13 protein-coding genes and 1 pseudogene are annotated in these 14,870 nt (G+C 36.4%); 11 read left to right on the top strand and 3 right to left on the bottom strand.

Annotated elements, in window-relative coordinates; translation table 11 throughout:
* The first annotated feature begins 19 nt into the window (after nt 1–19).
* Nucleotides 20–1,747: an ABC transporter ATP-binding protein gene (locus tag JNG87_RS00070; RefSeq protein WP_202844136.1), complete on the top strand. Its 1,728-nt coding sequence runs from the start codon at nt 20–22 to the stop codon at nt 1,745–1,747.
* Between the two features lie 62 nt (nt 1,748–1,809).
* A complete protein-coding gene (locus tag JNG87_RS00065) occupies nt 1,810–2,763 on the top strand; it encodes a helix-turn-helix transcriptional regulator (RefSeq protein ID WP_202840982.1) in 954 nt (317 codons plus the stop codon).
* A 159-nt stretch (nt 2,764–2,922) separates the two neighbouring features.
* Here the strand turns inward: JNG87_RS00065 and JNG87_RS00060 are convergent, their stop codons facing one another.
* A complete protein-coding gene (locus JNG87_RS00060) occupies nt 2,923–3,414 on the bottom strand; it encodes a DinB family protein (protein WP_202840981.1) in 492 nt (163 codons plus the stop codon).
* Nucleotides 3,415–3,587: 173 nt separating this feature from the next.
* On the opposite strand from JNG87_RS00060, the gene JNG87_RS00055 reads away from it, so the two are divergent.
* From JNG87_RS00055 to JNG87_RS00030, 6 genes are all read left to right on the top strand, one after another.
* Complete coding sequence (locus JNG87_RS00055; RefSeq protein ID WP_202840980.1) at nt 3,588–4,172, top strand: hypothetical protein; 585 nt, start codon at nt 3,588–3,590, stop codon at nt 4,170–4,172.
* A gap of 346 nt (nt 4,173–4,518) precedes the next feature.
* Nucleotides 4,519–6,939, top strand: coding sequence for a TonB-dependent receptor plug domain-containing protein (locus JNG87_RS00050; protein ID WP_202840979.1), 2,421 nt, complete (start codon nt 4,519–4,521; stop codon nt 6,937–6,939).
* A gap of 170 nt (nt 6,940–7,109) precedes the next feature.
* The gene (locus JNG87_RS00045; protein ID WP_041461407.1) at nt 7,110–7,679 is read left to right on the top strand and encodes a cob(I)yrinic acid a,c-diamide adenosyltransferase; all 570 of its coding nucleotides are present in this window, start codon (nt 7,110–7,112) and stop codon (nt 7,677–7,679) included.
* Nucleotides 7,669–8,316 (top strand): thiamine diphosphokinase, encoded by a 648-nt coding sequence (locus JNG87_RS00040; protein ID WP_202840978.1) that lies wholly within the window; start codon nt 7,669–7,671, stop codon nt 8,314–8,316. Before JNG87_RS00045 ends, JNG87_RS00040 begins: the two co-directional genes overlap by 11 nt.
* A gap of 206 nt (nt 8,317–8,522) precedes the next feature.
* Nucleotides 8,523–9,398, top strand: coding sequence for a tyrosine-protein phosphatase (locus tag JNG87_RS00035; protein WP_202840976.1), 876 nt, complete (start codon nt 8,523–8,525; stop codon nt 9,396–9,398).
* 122 nt (nt 9,399–9,520) lie between these two features.
* The gene (locus JNG87_RS00030) at nt 9,521–10,915 is read left to right on the top strand and encodes a decarboxylase (RefSeq protein ID WP_002977177.1); all 1,395 of its coding nucleotides are present in this window, start codon (nt 9,521–9,523) and stop codon (nt 10,913–10,915) included.
* A gap of 116 nt (nt 10,916–11,031) precedes the next feature.
* On the opposite strand, the gene JNG87_RS00025 is transcribed toward JNG87_RS00030, so the two are convergent.
* Nucleotides 11,032–11,691, bottom strand: a complete 660-nt coding sequence (locus JNG87_RS00025) for an HAD family hydrolase (RefSeq protein WP_202840973.1) — start codon at nt 11,689–11,691, stop codon at nt 11,032–11,034.
* Nucleotides 11,692–11,931: 240 nt separating this feature from the next.
* Between JNG87_RS00025 and speB the strand changes: the two genes are divergently transcribed.
* The 3 genes from speB to JNG87_RS00010 all read left to right on the top strand — a co-directional run bounded on the left by speB (nt 11,932) and on the right by JNG87_RS00010 (nt 14,452).
* The gene (gene speB / locus JNG87_RS00020) at nt 11,932–12,789 is read left to right on the top strand and encodes an agmatinase (RefSeq protein ID WP_062674087.1); all 858 of its coding nucleotides are present in this window, start codon (nt 11,932–11,934) and stop codon (nt 12,787–12,789) included.
* A gap of 70 nt (nt 12,790–12,859) precedes the next feature.
* The gene (locus JNG87_RS00015) at nt 12,860–13,702 is read left to right on the top strand and encodes a bifunctional helix-turn-helix domain-containing protein/methylated-DNA--[protein]-cysteine S-methyltransferase (RefSeq protein ID WP_202844135.1); all 843 of its coding nucleotides are present in this window, start codon (nt 12,860–12,862) and stop codon (nt 13,700–13,702) included.
* 141 nt (nt 13,703–13,843) lie between these two features.
* Entirely contained in the window at nt 13,844–14,452 is a 609-nt protein-coding gene (locus JNG87_RS00010; RefSeq protein WP_202844134.1) for an alpha-ketoglutarate-dependent dioxygenase AlkB family protein, read from the top strand.
* 212 nt (nt 14,453–14,664) lie between these two features.
* Here the strand turns inward: JNG87_RS00010 and JNG87_RS00005 are convergent.
* A pseudogene (locus JNG87_RS00005) lies at nt 14,665–14,870 on the bottom strand (IS110 family transposase); the annotation flags it as partial.

Below are 14,870 nucleotides of genomic sequence, written 5' to 3'. Positions count from 1 at the left end.
CATCAGACCTTACAGACCTATGATTTACGGAACCTTGTTTCTTACTTTTCTGGGAGCTCTGGCAGCACAGGTGAACCCGATTGTTTTGAAATACACGGTGGATGAAGTCACTAAACTTACGCATCTTCCGCATCCGATGTCGGAGGGAATTCATATTCTCATTATTATTTCCATTATTTTACTGGGGAAAGAATTGTTGAACATCTTTATCAACTTCGGACAGAAATTTTATGGCGAAAAAATAAGGATCAATGTGAGCTCAGTGCTGGCACAATCAGCCATTGATAAGATTTTAACCTATAGAGTTGCTTATTTTAATGATGAAAACCATGAATCCGGAAAATTACAGATCAGAATAGACCGCGGAATAGAAAGTCTTACCAGATTGGTTCAGAACTTTTTTATTGATATCCTGCCTCTTTTTTCCAATGCCATTATTGCCCTCATCATTATGTATATGCAGAATGTGTATGTGGGACTGGTTTCTACGATTATTGTACCGATCTATTTCTACATCAGCTCCCTGCAGGCCAAAAAACTGGGCGGAGTGAGGCGTCAGCTTAGGAATCAGAGAGAAAAAAAGACCTCTGGACTTTTGAACCTGATCAATTCTATTATGGTCATTAAAAGTTTTGTCCGGGAAAAATTTGAAGGGAAAAAACAATATGACCTTCAGATGGAGCTGATGGAAAGCCAGATGATCACAAGAAGAACCAATTTTATTTATGATGGTTTAAAAACTTTTATTGAGCAGTTCGGTGTTGTTTTGATCATTCTTTTAACCGTTTATCTTGTGCTTGACCAGCAAATGACCATTGGAGCAATTATGCTTCATATTATGCTTTTCAACAATGTTTCGGCACCGATCCGGCAGCTTCACAGGATTTATGATGATATGAACGATGCCATGATCTATGCCGAAGGATATTTCGATATTTTAAATGCAGATAATGAGACAGAATCAAACGGTACTTTTGTAGAAAAAGAAATCAAAGGAACTTTTGAATTGAAAAATGTTGATTTTACTTACCCTAACGGTACGAAAGCTTTACACAATGTTTCCATGAAAATTGAAAACGGAAAAACGACTGCTTTGGTAGGATTGAGCGGAGCTGGAAAATCAACAGTCATCAATCTTTTATGCAAATTTTACCTTCCTGATTCCGGGGAGATTCTTTTGGATGGAGTCAACCTTAATGAATATGAAAATACTTTCCTGAGAAGTGATCTGGGGCTGGTACTTCAGAAAAATCATATCTTTCAGGGAAGCATAGAAGATAATATCCGCTACGGAGATATGAATGCCGGTTTTGAAAAAATTCAGGAGGCTGCAAAAAAAGCTTATCTGCACGATCAGATCATGGATCTTCCTGAAAAATATCAGCATGATGCCACCCAGCTTTCAGGAGGACAGCAGCAGAGAATTGCCATTGCCAGACTGTTCCTTAAAAATCCACCGATTATTTTTCTGGATGAACCTACAGCCAGCCTGGATGCCATTGCTACAGAACAGATCAAAAATTCTCTGGATGCTATTAAAGAAGGACGAACGGTGATCATCATTTCCCATTCTCTTTCACAGATTCTGGATTCAGATACGATTTATGTGATGAAAAAAGGTAGAGTGGTGGAAAATGGAACTCATGATGAGCTTTATAACAAAGAAGGAACATACCGTGAGATTTTTGATGCCTCTGCACGCAGTCTTAATCTTGATAAACTGGTGAATACTTTTAAAGAAAATTAAAGTCAAAAAGCTATCTCATTTATAAGTCATACCTCAAAAAAGAATTTTAGCTTTGCTCCATCATGAACGATCACTATTTAAAAAAGCTCGATAGGGTAACGGCTATCCTTACCCAGTTGCAGTCGAAACCTGTTGTACGCGCACAGGATCTGGCTGAAAAATTCGATGTAAGCATCAGAACCATTTACCGTGATGTAAAAACCCTGGAAAATGCGGGTATTCCTATTGTTGGAGAAGCGGGAAACGGCTATTCTTTAATGGAAGGCTATAAGCTTCCTCCGATTATGTTTACCAAAGAAGAAGTGTTAAGTTTCATTACTGCTGAAAAACTGATGCAGAAATTTTCCCACCAAAGCCTGGGAAATCACTATCAGGCAGCTATGGAAAAAGTGCGTTCGGTACTGAAATATTCTGATAAAAATCTGATTAAAAATATCGAGAAGCAGATTGATGTTTTCAGTTTTCATACAGATTCCGGAGATTCTCTTAAAAACGTAATTCCTATCATTCTCGAAAGCATTGCGGAGAAAACCCAGCTCAATATCAGGTATAAAACCGTAGATGAAAGAGTAAACAACAGAACGATTGAAACAGTCGGGATGTTTTTCGAATTTAATTTCTGGTATATCATGGCCTACTGTACCTTGAGAAAAGATTTTAGACAGTTTCGTATCGACCGAATTCTGGAAATCTCAAAAACACAGAATCCTTTTTTACAGGAATACGGACAAGTGAATGATTACCGTAAAAAATCAAACGGAAATAAGGTTAAAGCTAGGCTGCTGGTTGATAAAAAAATCATGAATCACCTGGTAAATTCTAAAAAATATTACGGACTGATAGAAGAAGTGGAAACCGAGCAGGGGATGGAACTCACCTTTGAAACAGAATGGATCAGTGATGGATTTCCCCGCTGGCTCATTACTTTTGCAGATTATGCTACAGTTCTGGAACCGGAAAGTCTTCGCATCCGTTTGAATGAACTGCTTGTAAAAATGGTTGAAAGACATCAATAATAAAACCCCAACAAGACTGTTGAGGTTTAAAGACTTAATTGAGGCAATAAATGAAATGGTTTAAGGAAAAGGCAGAATTGCAAATAAGAAAATTTGATGTGTCGCAAAAAAAGATATAAGTTTTGTTTATCCTTTCTGCAATCTTACCTTCCCATTGTATTAAAATCTCTCCCAGAAGAAAGGTGGTTCAATCTCTAAAGCTCTTAAATAAACATATCCCTGCCCACGGTGGTGGATTTCGTTATCAATAAAATACAGGATATTTTCATACACCGGGAATTCATATTGTCCGAACAGGTTGAATACTTCCTGGAAACGTTCTTCAGAAATTTGATTGAAATAGTGGTTGATCACTTCTGTTTCTTCATCCCACTTTTTTAATAACTCTTCTTTAGTTGAAGGATTGAAGCCTTCTTCATTATAACCTTCCATATTTCCTTCAATGATTCCTTTCAAAGCAGGACCTGCAATGCTGATCATCTCTGTGGCAAGTTTGGCAAAAGGTCTCATTCCTCCAACGGAAAATTCAAATAATTCTTTTTCAGGAAAAGCTTCAATCACTCTTCTTGTAAGATTTCTGTGTCCCTGCCAGTCTTTTAATAACTGATCTGTAGTCATGAATTGTTTAGTGGCTGTTGCTGTAGTTGTCATAATGTTTTGTTTTTTTGTTTGTTGTTGATACAAAGGTAAGAGAGGGTTATGACAACAGTTTGTCAGCAGGATTTTTCATATTGAAAAAATATTTTTTTCTTTGCTAAAATATCCTGGCCCGTTTTTACGTTAGAAAAGAGGATATTAATAAAAAAAACGCTATTATTAGAATTATGAAGAAGTATATTTTGCCTGTTATTACTGGTTTTTTATTAGTATCATGCAATAAGATTGAGGAAAAAATTGACCAGACTGTCCAGAAAACAACCGAAGCAGTACAACAAAAAACACAGCAGGCTGTAGAAGAAACAGTAAAGAAAACAGTCAATGAATCTATAAATTCTTTAACCAACGCCGAAGACGTAAAGTTTAATACCGTTTTCCCTGGTACAGGGGCTTCCATTGTTTCTGAAGAAAAAGGAAAGAAAATTAAAATTCCGGGAAGACCAGAAGGATATATCTTTAAATATAAAGCCGACATTGCAGTGTTGCTGCCATTTTTGGAAAGTCAGCCAACGTCTGATGAAAATAAATCTGATAAAACTACCAGAAAGATTGATGGCCAGAACATTATTGACAAAATAAGCTTTTTATCAAAATTTCTTCCTGATAATACATTTGACACCAGTATTCTCGAAGATATTAAATCCGATAAAAATATTCAGTATTATAAGCTGAAAAGATTTCCGAACAGTAGTACCATTATCTACAACCCAAAAAATCAGACCATCATACAATACGTAGAGGTAAATAAATAATTTGGATATGGCCGGTTTCTCCCGGCCATTTTTTTATTTCCATTCATTTTCCAGTCATTGCGAGCCAAAGCGAACCCATCTTAACTCATTGAAAATTACCTTTCAGAACGAATAAAATCATGTTTATTTGTGATGTCAACTAATTAATTTTTTTATACAAATATGATGTTGTTGATTTATATTTTTTCATGTTATTAATAATTCACTTTACGTCTCGAGTATTAATTCCTGTTTTTGTTAAATGGCATAGTTTTCGCAAATATGAAATAGAATTGATATTATATTTTTTATTTTCATGTTTAATGTTAATTTTTTTACTAGTTTTATTGAATAATTAACAATCGACATGAAGGAAAATTTATTGAATAGAAAAATCTATGTCTTAGTATTAAGCGGAGCTGGTGTTATGGGATATGCTCAGGACAGCATAAAACAAAATAAAATAGACGAAGTGGTGGTGACCACGGGGAGAACTAAGCCCAGAACCATCATTACCTCAGCAATTCCTATAGACAATATTTCAGCAGCGCAGCTAAAATCTACAGGACAGGTTACTTTTGACAAAGCTTTAACCTATGCTGTTCCCTCTTTTAATTCATCACAACAAACTGTTTCTGATGCCACGGCCCATTTTGATCCGGCAGATTTAAGGGGTTTGGGACCTTCCAGAACACTAGTTTTGGTTAATAATAAAAGAAAAAATCAAAGTGCTCTCATTTACGTAAATGATACACCGGGAAAAGGTGAAGTAGGTACAGACCTGAAAAGTATTCCTTCAGCAGCCTTACAAAACGTAGAGGTCCTGAGGGATGGAGCATCTGCACAATACGGATCTGATGCTATTGCAGGAGTGATCAATATTATCCTTAAGAATGGTGTTGGGAAAAGCACAGTGAATCTCTTTTCCGGAATTACTTCAAAAGGAGACGGTTTTAATATCGGTGCAGATTTTAATACAGGAATCAGGGTTGCAAAAACAGGAAGCCTGAATATTACCTTAGGATTTTCTTCCCAAAATAAAACGAACCGCGCAGGTTCTGTTACAAAAGATGAACTTTTTGGTGTAGATAATGCCTGGACGCAGGCCAATCCCGGTTTAGGAATGATCATCGGGCAACCGGAGACCAAAGTGGGCAATATGTTTGTAAATTTTGAATTGCCAACAGGTGAGACGGGTAAATTTTATGCTTTTGGGGGTACAACTTATAGAAATGGGACCAGTTTCGCTTTGTATAGAACACCCTATTGGGTACCGTCAGATTTTGGTTTATTAACTCCAAAAGGGCAGGTTTACAATGGATTTCAGCCGGAATTTAAAACAGATGTTTATGATTATAATTTAACCTCCGGATGGAAAGGAATGTTTGGAAAATGGAGTTTTGACGGGAGTGCCACCTTTGGCTCTAATGCAGTAGATTATGTAGTAGGAAATACCATTAATACATCTTTGGGTGCAAAGTCACCAACAAGTTTTAAGGCAGGTGGTCATCAGTTCAGTAATATTATAGGAAACATAGATGTCAGCCGGGATTTTGGTGCGCTTGTTTTAGGAGCCGGAGTTGAGGTGCGCAATGAAAACTATAAGGCAAGGGCAGGAGAAGAAGCTTCTTATATGGGAAGTGGCGCAGAATCCTTTCCGGGACTGCAGCCTCAAAATGAAGTCAATAAAAACCGTCAGAATATCGGAGCCTATTTCAATGCGGAATGGGATGTTACAAAAAACTTATTAGTTGGAGGAACGGTGAGATATGAAAACTTCAGTGATTTCGGAAATAATGTTTCCTGGAAAGGAAATGCAAGATATAAATTGCTGGATGATAAATTGGTTTTCCGTGGATCTGTTTCTACAGGATTCCGTGCACCTTCCTTGCACCAGATATATTATTCCAATGTTCAGACCAAAATTACAGGGAATACGGTAGCTAATCAGGGGACCTTTAATAATGACTCTCCAATTGTAAGATCTGACCTTGGGGTTCCAAAATTAAATGCTGAAAAAGCCTTTAACATTACCGGGGGATTGGCCGTAAAACCTTTTAAAAACCTTACTATTACAGCAGATTATTACAGAATAAAAATTGAAGACCGTGTACTTTTTTCAGGAGATATTGGATACAAAACAGGTGCTCCGGGAAGTCCGGATCTGTCAAACCCTGTGGAAGTCATATTAAACAATAATAAAATAACTTCCCTGAAGTTTTTCACCAATGCTGTCAATACAGTTACTCAGGGAGTAGATTTCGTTGCGAACTATTATACTTCTGCTATTGGAAAAGGAAGATTAGGCGTTATTGCTGCCTTCAATTATAACGAAACTAAAATAGTCGATAATATTGCTGTTCCGTCTATTTTGGCGCAAAATGGCTATTCAGAAAACTTTTTTGACAGAAAGGAACAATCCAGAATTACTTCTGCAAGGCCAAAAACAAAAACAATCCTTAGTCTGTCTTATGACATTACAAAGTTTAATTTTAACCTTAATAATACTTACTTTGGTTCTGTTACATGGCAGCATGCCACTGATCCTGCCAAAGATCAGACATTTTCCGGTAAGGTGGTTACAGATATAGTTTTAACCTATAAAATTACGAATGACCTTAAAGTTTCCGGAGTTGTAAATAATTTATTTAATGTTTACCCGGACGTCATAGACAGCAAAGGAGATGTAGTGACAGATCTTGGAGGAAGATTCAAATATCCGTGGGAGGTCAACCAGTTTGGATTTAACGGAACCACTTTTCAGCTTAATGTTAATTACACTTTTTAATGTATAAATGAAGAATTAGCAAGGAAAGTAATTCCTAAAGATATAAAAGCCATCTACGCAAATACTAACTGACATTAATTTCTAATGTCAGTTTTATTTTTTAAGATAGAACAGGAAGTTATTACTACATTTTACTTTTTACATTGTATAAAAAAAGGTATTTTAGTACTATGAAAATTTATACAAAGACAGGAGATAAAGGTCAGACTGCATTGTACGGCGGAACAAGAGTTTCCAAAGCCAGTGCAAGAGTAGACAGTTATGGAAATATAGATGAGCTGAATTCATTCATCGGAATTGCAAAAAGCCATATCGAAGATGAAGAAGTGCTGAGACAGCTGAAGAAAATACAGTTTGATTTATTCACCGTAGGTTCAGAAGCGGCAACACCTGTGGATAAGCTGATGCTTGCCAATGGAAAATCCCGTCTTCCGATCATTATTTCAGAAACAGAAATTGAAGAACTGGAACAATGGATGGATGCTTTTGACGAAAAACTGGAACCGCTTCAGTATTTTATTCTGCCTGGAGGAGGTAAACCGGCAACCTTTTTACACGCAGCCCGAACAATATGCAGAAGAGCAGAGCGTTCATTGGTATTCCTGAACGAATCTGAGGAAGTACGTCCCGAACTGATTAAATATTTAAACAGGCTTTCAGATTATCTTTTTGTATTGGCCAGATATATTTCAAAACTGAACAACGAACCGGAAGAATACTGGAACCCGAATGAAAGATAAAACATTACTTTTCATCAACGGAGATGCTCCAAAATCATTACCCAGCCCTGCAAATTATGAATTGATTGCCTGCACAGACGGTGCCTTTCATTATTTAAAAAGAATGGGATTTCCTTTGGATAAGCTGGCTTTTATATCCGGCGATTTTGATTCGCACTCCGGATCAGATGAAGATATGTATGAGGAAAAATTCATCCTTACATTAGATCAGGAAAAAACAGATTTTCATAAAGCGCTGGAAATTATTCAGGATAAAGGTTTTTCAGAGGTCGATGTTTTTGGAGGAAGCGGTGGTGAACAGGATCATTTTCTTGGGAATCTTACCGTTGCTTTTGCATTCAAAGACTTGATGAATATTAAATTTTATGATGAGTTTTCAGAATATTATTTTATTTCCAATCATTTTACATTGAAAGGAGCGAAAAACAGGATGATTTCTCTTTATCCGTTTCCATCAGTGAATAATATCACGACAAAAGGTCTCAATTGGCCTTTGACTAATGAAAGCCTTAGCATTACTTCAAGAATAGGAACCCGGAATTTTGCCGTTGAAGATGAGGTTTCTATAGAGTATGAATCAGGAGATGTGTTGTTTTTTGCAGGAAATAAAGAGATAGAATATCCTACAATCTACTAAAGGATCTCATTATATATCAATAGAAACGGGCCTTACCCATTTTAAAAAAAGACTGCCATTAAACACAAATTACACCAATGTTTTTCACAAGTGGCACTAATTTTTATATCAATAGAAACGGGCAATAATCCTGAGCTTAGACGAAGGAAGCCCATTTAATAAAATACAGGAATCCATTGGCTTCAGCCAAAACTTATTAAAAACCATTGAATAAACTAATCAGAATATCAGTTTTCACCATTTCATTATGCTGTATTTTCTCATGTAAAACACAGCATTTTGAAACACCTGAATATGGTAAAAATGAAACTGAAAAAGTGATCCCGATCAGGAAAGTAACCAATTTCCGTACGGTAGGAAATATCAAAAATACAGATGGAAGAACTTTAAAAGAAGGGAAATTTTACCGGAGTGCCCATCTTCATAAGCTTAAAAAGAAATCTTTCGACGATTTTGAAAAGTTGGGAATCAAAGAAATTATTGATCTCAGAAACTCCAGGGAAATTGTTCAAAAGCCCGATCAGCTGCCTTCGGAAAATGTTTACAAAAACTTCTCAGCATTTGAAGATGAAGGAGACCAGCTGGCTCAGGCCAAAAAACTTGTTCTTAAAGGTAAAGTAAATGCTTCCGATGCTGATAAAAGAATGATCGATTTCTACCGTGAGTATGTTACCGAAGATCCGGAAATGATAAAAAGGATTATTACGGAAATACTGGAATCCGAAGATCCTATCCTTTACCATTGTACTGCAGGAAAAGACAGAACCGGAATTACCACCGCATTAATTCTTACCATTCTGAAGTTTGATAAAGAGACTGTTTATAATGAATATCTTTTATCCAATAACTACAGAAAAAATCTTGTTCAAAAAAGATTACGCCTTGCCCATACTTTACATTTCCTCTATCCGAAGATGGATTTGCAGGTGCTGGAAAAACTCAGCTGGGTAGAAAAAAGATACCTTGATGCGGCATTTGAGGAGATCAATAAAAAGTATGGCTCTACAGATGTCTATATTCAGCAGGTATTAGGGATTTCAGATGCCAAAAGAAAAGAATATATTCAGAAGTTTACGTATTGATTATCAGAGATAAATTTTTCTGAGATTCAATATCGGGTGTTAATTTAAAATTATAATAATTTTAACACCTAAAAATGAAACTTTTTTAGCAATTTTGCATTTCTTAATTCACTTGTTTAGAAATGAAAATAAAGTACTCGGAACTTATTGATCAGACATTATATTTTCCTACGGAGGAATTTAATGTTTCTGAGAACAATTTGTTGTTTCACGATATTCCGTTAATGGATGTTGTTGAACAATTTGGCACCCCGCTAAAGATTAGCTACCTGCCGAGAATTTCTCAAAATATTCAGAAAGCGAAAGGCTGGTTTAAAGAAGCTTTTGAGAAAACCGAATATAAAAAGAATTATACCTACTGCTACTGTACAAAATCCAGTCATTTTAATTTTGTATTGGAAGAAGCTCTGAAGAATGATATTTCAATAGAAACATCTTCAGCTTATGATATGGATATCGTAAAATCTCTTTATGAGAAGGGTAAGGTAGATAAGAATATCGAAGTGATCTGTAATGGTTTTAAAACCGATGATTATCTGGCAAAGATTTCAGATATGATCAATAGCGGATTTGAAAATATTACCCCGATTCTTGATAATTACAGAGAGCTGGATAAGCTTACTGAAAGTATTGATTCCACTTTTGATATCGGAATCAGAATTGCATCAGAGGAAGAACCGAAGTTCGAATTTTATACCTCAAGATTAGGAATCGGATATAAAGATATTATTCCTTATTACAGCCAGAAGATCGCGGAACATCCGAACGCAAGACTGAAAATGCTTCATTTCTTTATCAATACAGGGATTAAGGATACAGCATATTACTGGAATGAATTGTATAAATGTCTTCGTGTATATGCACGTCTGAAAAAAATCGCTCCGGAAGTGGATTCACTGAACATCGGTGGTGGTTTCCCAATCAAAACTTCTTTGAATTTTGATTATGATTATCAGTATATGGTGGAAGAAATCGTTTCTCAGATCAAAAAATTCTGTGAAGAGGAAGGAGTAGAAGAACCTAATATCTATACTGAGTTCGGAAGCTTTACCGTAGGAGAAAGTGGGGCCAACCTTTATAAAATCATTTCTCAGAAACGTCAGAACGACAGAGAAAAATGGAATATGATTGATTCTTCTTTCATGACCACTCTTCCTGATACATGGGCCATTTCAAGACACTTTATCATGCTTCCGCTTAACCGTTGGGAAGATACGTATGAAAGAGTATTCTTGGGAGGACTGACTTGTGACTCAGATGACTATTATAACTCTGAACAGCATACCAATGCCATTTATTTACCTGTTTTCAGTGATACAAAACCTTTGTATATCGGATTCTTCCATACCGGAGCTTACCAGGAAACAATCGGAGGATATGGCGGAGTACACCACTGTCTGATGCCTCAGCCGAGACACGTCCTGATTCAGAAAGATGAAAACGGCGAATTGCAATATGAGATTTTCCGTGAGAAACAGGAGCCGGAAGATGTATTGAAACTTCTTGGCTATAAATAATTTGATGATCAATAGGAATGGGCTTTAGCCCGTTTACACTCAATAGAAAAATCAATTGGCTTTAGCCAAAACTTATAGAAAACAAAAGCTCTCAGTTTTTCTGAGAGCTTTTTTATTTAAAAATATTTTGAAATTTTATCCAGTTCCAGATCTTCATAATCAGAAACCACAGTGTCTGCCAACGTGTAATCCTGATTTTTAGAATGAGGACTTCTGTATGCGGCACAGAAAATTTTTGCTCTGTGGGCTGCCAGAATTCCGTTGGTAGAATCCTCAATTACCATACAGTTTTCAACAGGTTCTCCAGCCATTTCTGCGGCCAGTAAAAAAACTTCAGGATGAGGTTTTGATTCTTTTAAATCGGCACCGCTGATCTTTCCGCTGAAATATTGCTCCAGTCCGAATTTTTCAAAAACCATATTGATGGTTACCATTGTAGCAGAAGATGCCAGAATCAGTTTGAGTCCGTTTTCATGATAATGCTCGATCAGTTTTCTTACTCCCGGAATTAAATCAAACTCATCATCATTGTAAAAATAATCCTTGAAATGAGATCTTTTGATTCCAGCAATGGCTTCATAAGTCTGATCTAAATTAAATTCATTAATCAATGTTTCAGAGACTCTTTTGGTGGAAGCACCAGTAAAAGAAGTGTACAGCTTCTCGGAAACTACGATTTTCAGTTCGTCAAAAGTTTTGAAATAAGCTTTTCTATGTAATGGTTCCGTATCTACAATAACACCATCCATATCGAAAAGTACAGCTTTTAAAGGCATATAATGAGTTTTATACAAAAATAGTTATTTGAGTTGAGAGTGGAAAGGGAAGAGGTAACAGATAATAGATGATAGATGATAGATGATAGATGATAGGTTTTAGGTAGCAGGTAATAGACTGCGAGTGGTAAATTCTGATCCTCATAAACTCTCCTACACTCTTACTCTCCAACTCATAAACTCTTTGTATCTTTGTGGTCAATATTTCAATTTTAAAACATTAAAATTTTTAAATAAAGCATGAGAACATACGCAGGAATTCCCGAGGAAAACGCAACGTTAGAGAATTCGAAAGTAATGTTGGTAACTGTTCCTTATGACGGAACTTCAACATGGGGGAAAGGAGCTGATAAAGGTCCGGAATTATTCTTAAACGCTTCTGAAAACATGGAGCTTTATGATATTGAAACGCAGACAGAACCATACCTTCAGGGAGTTTACTTGGCAGGAGAAGTTTCTGAAAACTCCAGTCCGGAAGCAATGACGGAAGCCGTTTATCAGAAAACAAAAGAGCTTTTGAACAATGACGGTAAATTATTTACTCTTTTCGGTGGAGAGCACTCTGTTTCTATCGGTTCTATCCGTGCAGTAGGAGAAAAATTTGAAAATTTAACAGTACTTCAATTAGACGCTCATACAGACTTACGTCCAGAGTTTCACGGTTCTACTTCCAACCACGCTTGTGCTGTTTTTGAAGCCAATCAAAAGCATAATCTGGTACAGGTGGGAATCCGTTCTATGGATATTGAAGAAGCGCAGTATTTACCTGAAGGAAGAGTATTCTTTGCTCACGAAATTGCCAACAACGAAAACTGGATCAACGATGTATTGGAAAAAGTATCGGGAAATGTGTATATCACGATTGATTTAGATGCTTTTGATCCTTCTATTGCCCCATCTACAGGAACTCCTGAGCCGGGTGGATTACAATGGTATCCAACGTTGGAATTATTAAGAAAAGTATTTGAAAAATGTAACGTTGTAGCATTTGACATTGTAGAATTAATGGATTCACCAATGGCTAAGCCAACGGCTTTCCTATCTGCAAAGTTATATTACAAAATGCTTGCTTACTACGATATTTATAACAACAACTAATATTCCGCAAGAATCGGATTTTTTCTGCCGTATATTCTTTGGATATTTGTGAGGTAAAAACAATAATATGATGTCCACACAAAGTCAGATAGATTATAACAGAATTGCCAAGGCGATAGAATATATCCGGAGCAATTTCAGGCTTCAGCCAAGTTTGGAGGAAGTGGCAGAGAATATTCACCTGAGCCCGGCTCATTTTCAGAAGATCTTTACGGATTGGGCGGGAACAAGTCCGAAAAAATTTTTACAGTTCATCAGTCTTGAACATGCTAAAAATTTATTGAAGGAAGAAAAAGCAAGCTTGTTTGATACCGCCTATGAGACAGGTCTTTCAAGTACCAGCAGGCTTCATGACCTGTTTGTGAAAATAGAAGGAATGTCTCCGGCAGAATATAAAAACGGAGGAAAAAGCCTTAGTATTCATTATAGTTTTTCCGAAAGTCCTTTCGGAACTCTATTGGCAGCTTCTACAGAAAAAGGAATCTGCTATATGGCTTTTGAAGACGATAAAGAAAAAGCATTCGGGGAACTGAAACAAAAATTCCCCAATGCTTCTTTTATTGAAAAACAGGATGCCCTTCAAAAGAACGCACTGTCCATATTTGATAAAGACTGGACAAAACTCAACACGATAAAATTACACTTAAAAGGAACCGATTTTCAGTTGAAAGTATGGGAAAGTCTGCTGACCATTCCGATGGGTAAACTGTCTACTTATGGCACCTTAGCCGAAAAAATAGGAAATCCTAAAGCCTCCAGAGCTGTGGGAACAGCTGTGGGAAGTAATCCGGTTGCATTTCTTATCCCATGCCACCGCGTGATTCAGTCTACAGGACATCTCGGTGGTTATCGCTGGGGAAGTGACAGGAAACAGCTGATAGTAGGCTGGGAAGGATCACAGGTGTACTCGTAGCGTATTTTTACCACAAAAGATTTTATAAAGGGCCATATTAATAAAACGGACTAAAGTCCATTCCTATTGATATAAAAATTCGTGTTATTTGTGAAAAATATTAGTGTAATTAGTGTTTAATTAAAAAAAATTAAAACGATGATGAGTCTTTTCGAAGAAATATCAGATTATCCACTGAATATCCTTCCACACGATGGAACCGTTCACTACTACGGAAAAGTTTTCTCCAAAGAACAATCAGATTTTTACTATGAATATCTGCTTAATCAGATTCCGTGGGAAAATGATGAGGCGGTAATCTTTGGAAAACTGATTTTAACCAAAAGAAAAGTGGCCTGGTTTGGAGAAAAAGCATTTGAATACACTTATTCAAAAAGGACAAAATATGCAAAATTCTGGACTCCCGAATTACTGGAACTGAAGAAAAAATGTGAAGAAGCGTCGGGAGAAACCTACAATTCCTGTCTGCTTAATTTGTACCACGACGGAAGTGAAGGAATGGCCTACCATAGCGATGGCGAGACAGATCTGAAAAAACATGGAGCCATTGCTTCTCTGACCTTCGGAGCCGAAAGAAAATTTTTATTTAAACATAAAGTAACCAAAGAAAAAGTTGAGATATTCCTCGAAAACGGAAGTTTATTAATTATGAAAGGAACTACCCAAGACAACTGGCTTCACAGGCTTCCACCCACTACAAAAGTGAAAACTCCAAGAGTAAACCTGACTTTCAGAACCATTGAAGAATAGTTTTTAAGAGAAATTTTATCCATAACGTTTGTCACTCCGAAGGAGTCCTAATGATGCTTTATCTAATGGCAAGCTGTTTACGCAGACTTTAGAGAATTACGCTTATCATTTCCATCAATAGAAGTGGGCTTTAGCCCACTTAAACCAAAAGAACAAAATCATCCGGCTTTAGATTCTGTGTTAACTTCCAAATATTTTTTATACATTTATATTTATAAAAGCGACCTTGAGTTAGCTTGCGTAGGGTGAACGTCTTTGATTTTTACCCTACTTTCTTCAAAATCTATCTGATAAAAAGTTTTATTTTTAAATAAAATATACATCAGTTCCAAGAGTTTTCTTTGTACAGCAACCAATCCCTTCATTTTAATTCCTGTTTTTTCTGTAATTCTTTGAAACAAATCCTGATGGTTTTTAT

Source organism: Chryseobacterium cucumeris (assembly GCF_016775705.1).
GTDB lineage: Bacteria > Bacteroidota > Bacteroidia > Flavobacteriales > Weeksellaceae > Chryseobacterium > Chryseobacterium cupriresistens.
The sequence above is the reverse complement of the archived record's forward strand: the minus strand, read 5'-3'. Positions and strand labels throughout refer to the sequence as shown.

Bases quoted from the DNA above. Each gene is read 5' to 3' on its own strand.
- JNG87_RS00065 (WP_202840982.1), top strand. From the start codon at position 1,810: ATGAACGATCACTATTTAAAAAAGCTCGATAGGGTAACGGCTATCCTT.
- JNG87_RS00030 (WP_002977177.1), top strand. From the start codon at position 9,521: ATGAAAATAAAGTACTCGGAACTTATTGATCAGACATTATATTTTCCT.
- JNG87_RS00050 (WP_202840979.1), top strand. From the start codon at position 4,519: ATGAAGGAAAATTTATTGAATAGAAAAATCTATGTCTTAGTATTAAGC.
- JNG87_RS00025 (WP_202840973.1), bottom strand. From the start codon at position 11,691: ATGCCTTTAAAAGCTGTACTTTTCGATATGGATGGTGTTATTGTAGAT.
- JNG87_RS00015 (WP_202844135.1), top strand. From the start codon at position 12,860: ATGTCCACACAAAGTCAGATAGATTATAACAGAATTGCCAAGGCGATA.
- JNG87_RS00040 (WP_202840978.1), top strand. From the start codon at position 7,669: ATGAAAGATAAAACATTACTTTTCATCAACGGAGATGCTCCAAAATCA.
- JNG87_RS00010 (WP_202844134.1), top strand. From the start codon at position 13,844: ATGAGTCTTTTCGAAGAAATATCAGATTATCCACTGAATATCCTTCCA.
- JNG87_RS00055 (WP_202840980.1), top strand. From the start codon at position 3,588: ATGAAGAAGTATATTTTGCCTGTTATTACTGGTTTTTTATTAGTATCA.
- JNG87_RS00045 (WP_041461407.1), top strand. From the start codon at position 7,110: ATGAAAATTTATACAAAGACAGGAGATAAAGGTCAGACTGCATTGTAC.
- JNG87_RS00070 (WP_202844136.1), top strand. From the start codon at position 20: ATGATTTACGGAACCTTGTTTCTTACTTTTCTGGGAGCTCTGGCAGCA.
- JNG87_RS00060 (WP_202840981.1), bottom strand. From the start codon at position 3,414: ATGACAACTACAGCAACAGCCACTAAACAATTCATGACTACAGATCAG.
- speB (WP_062674087.1), top strand. From the start codon at position 11,932: ATGAGAACATACGCAGGAATTCCCGAGGAAAACGCAACGTTAGAGAAT.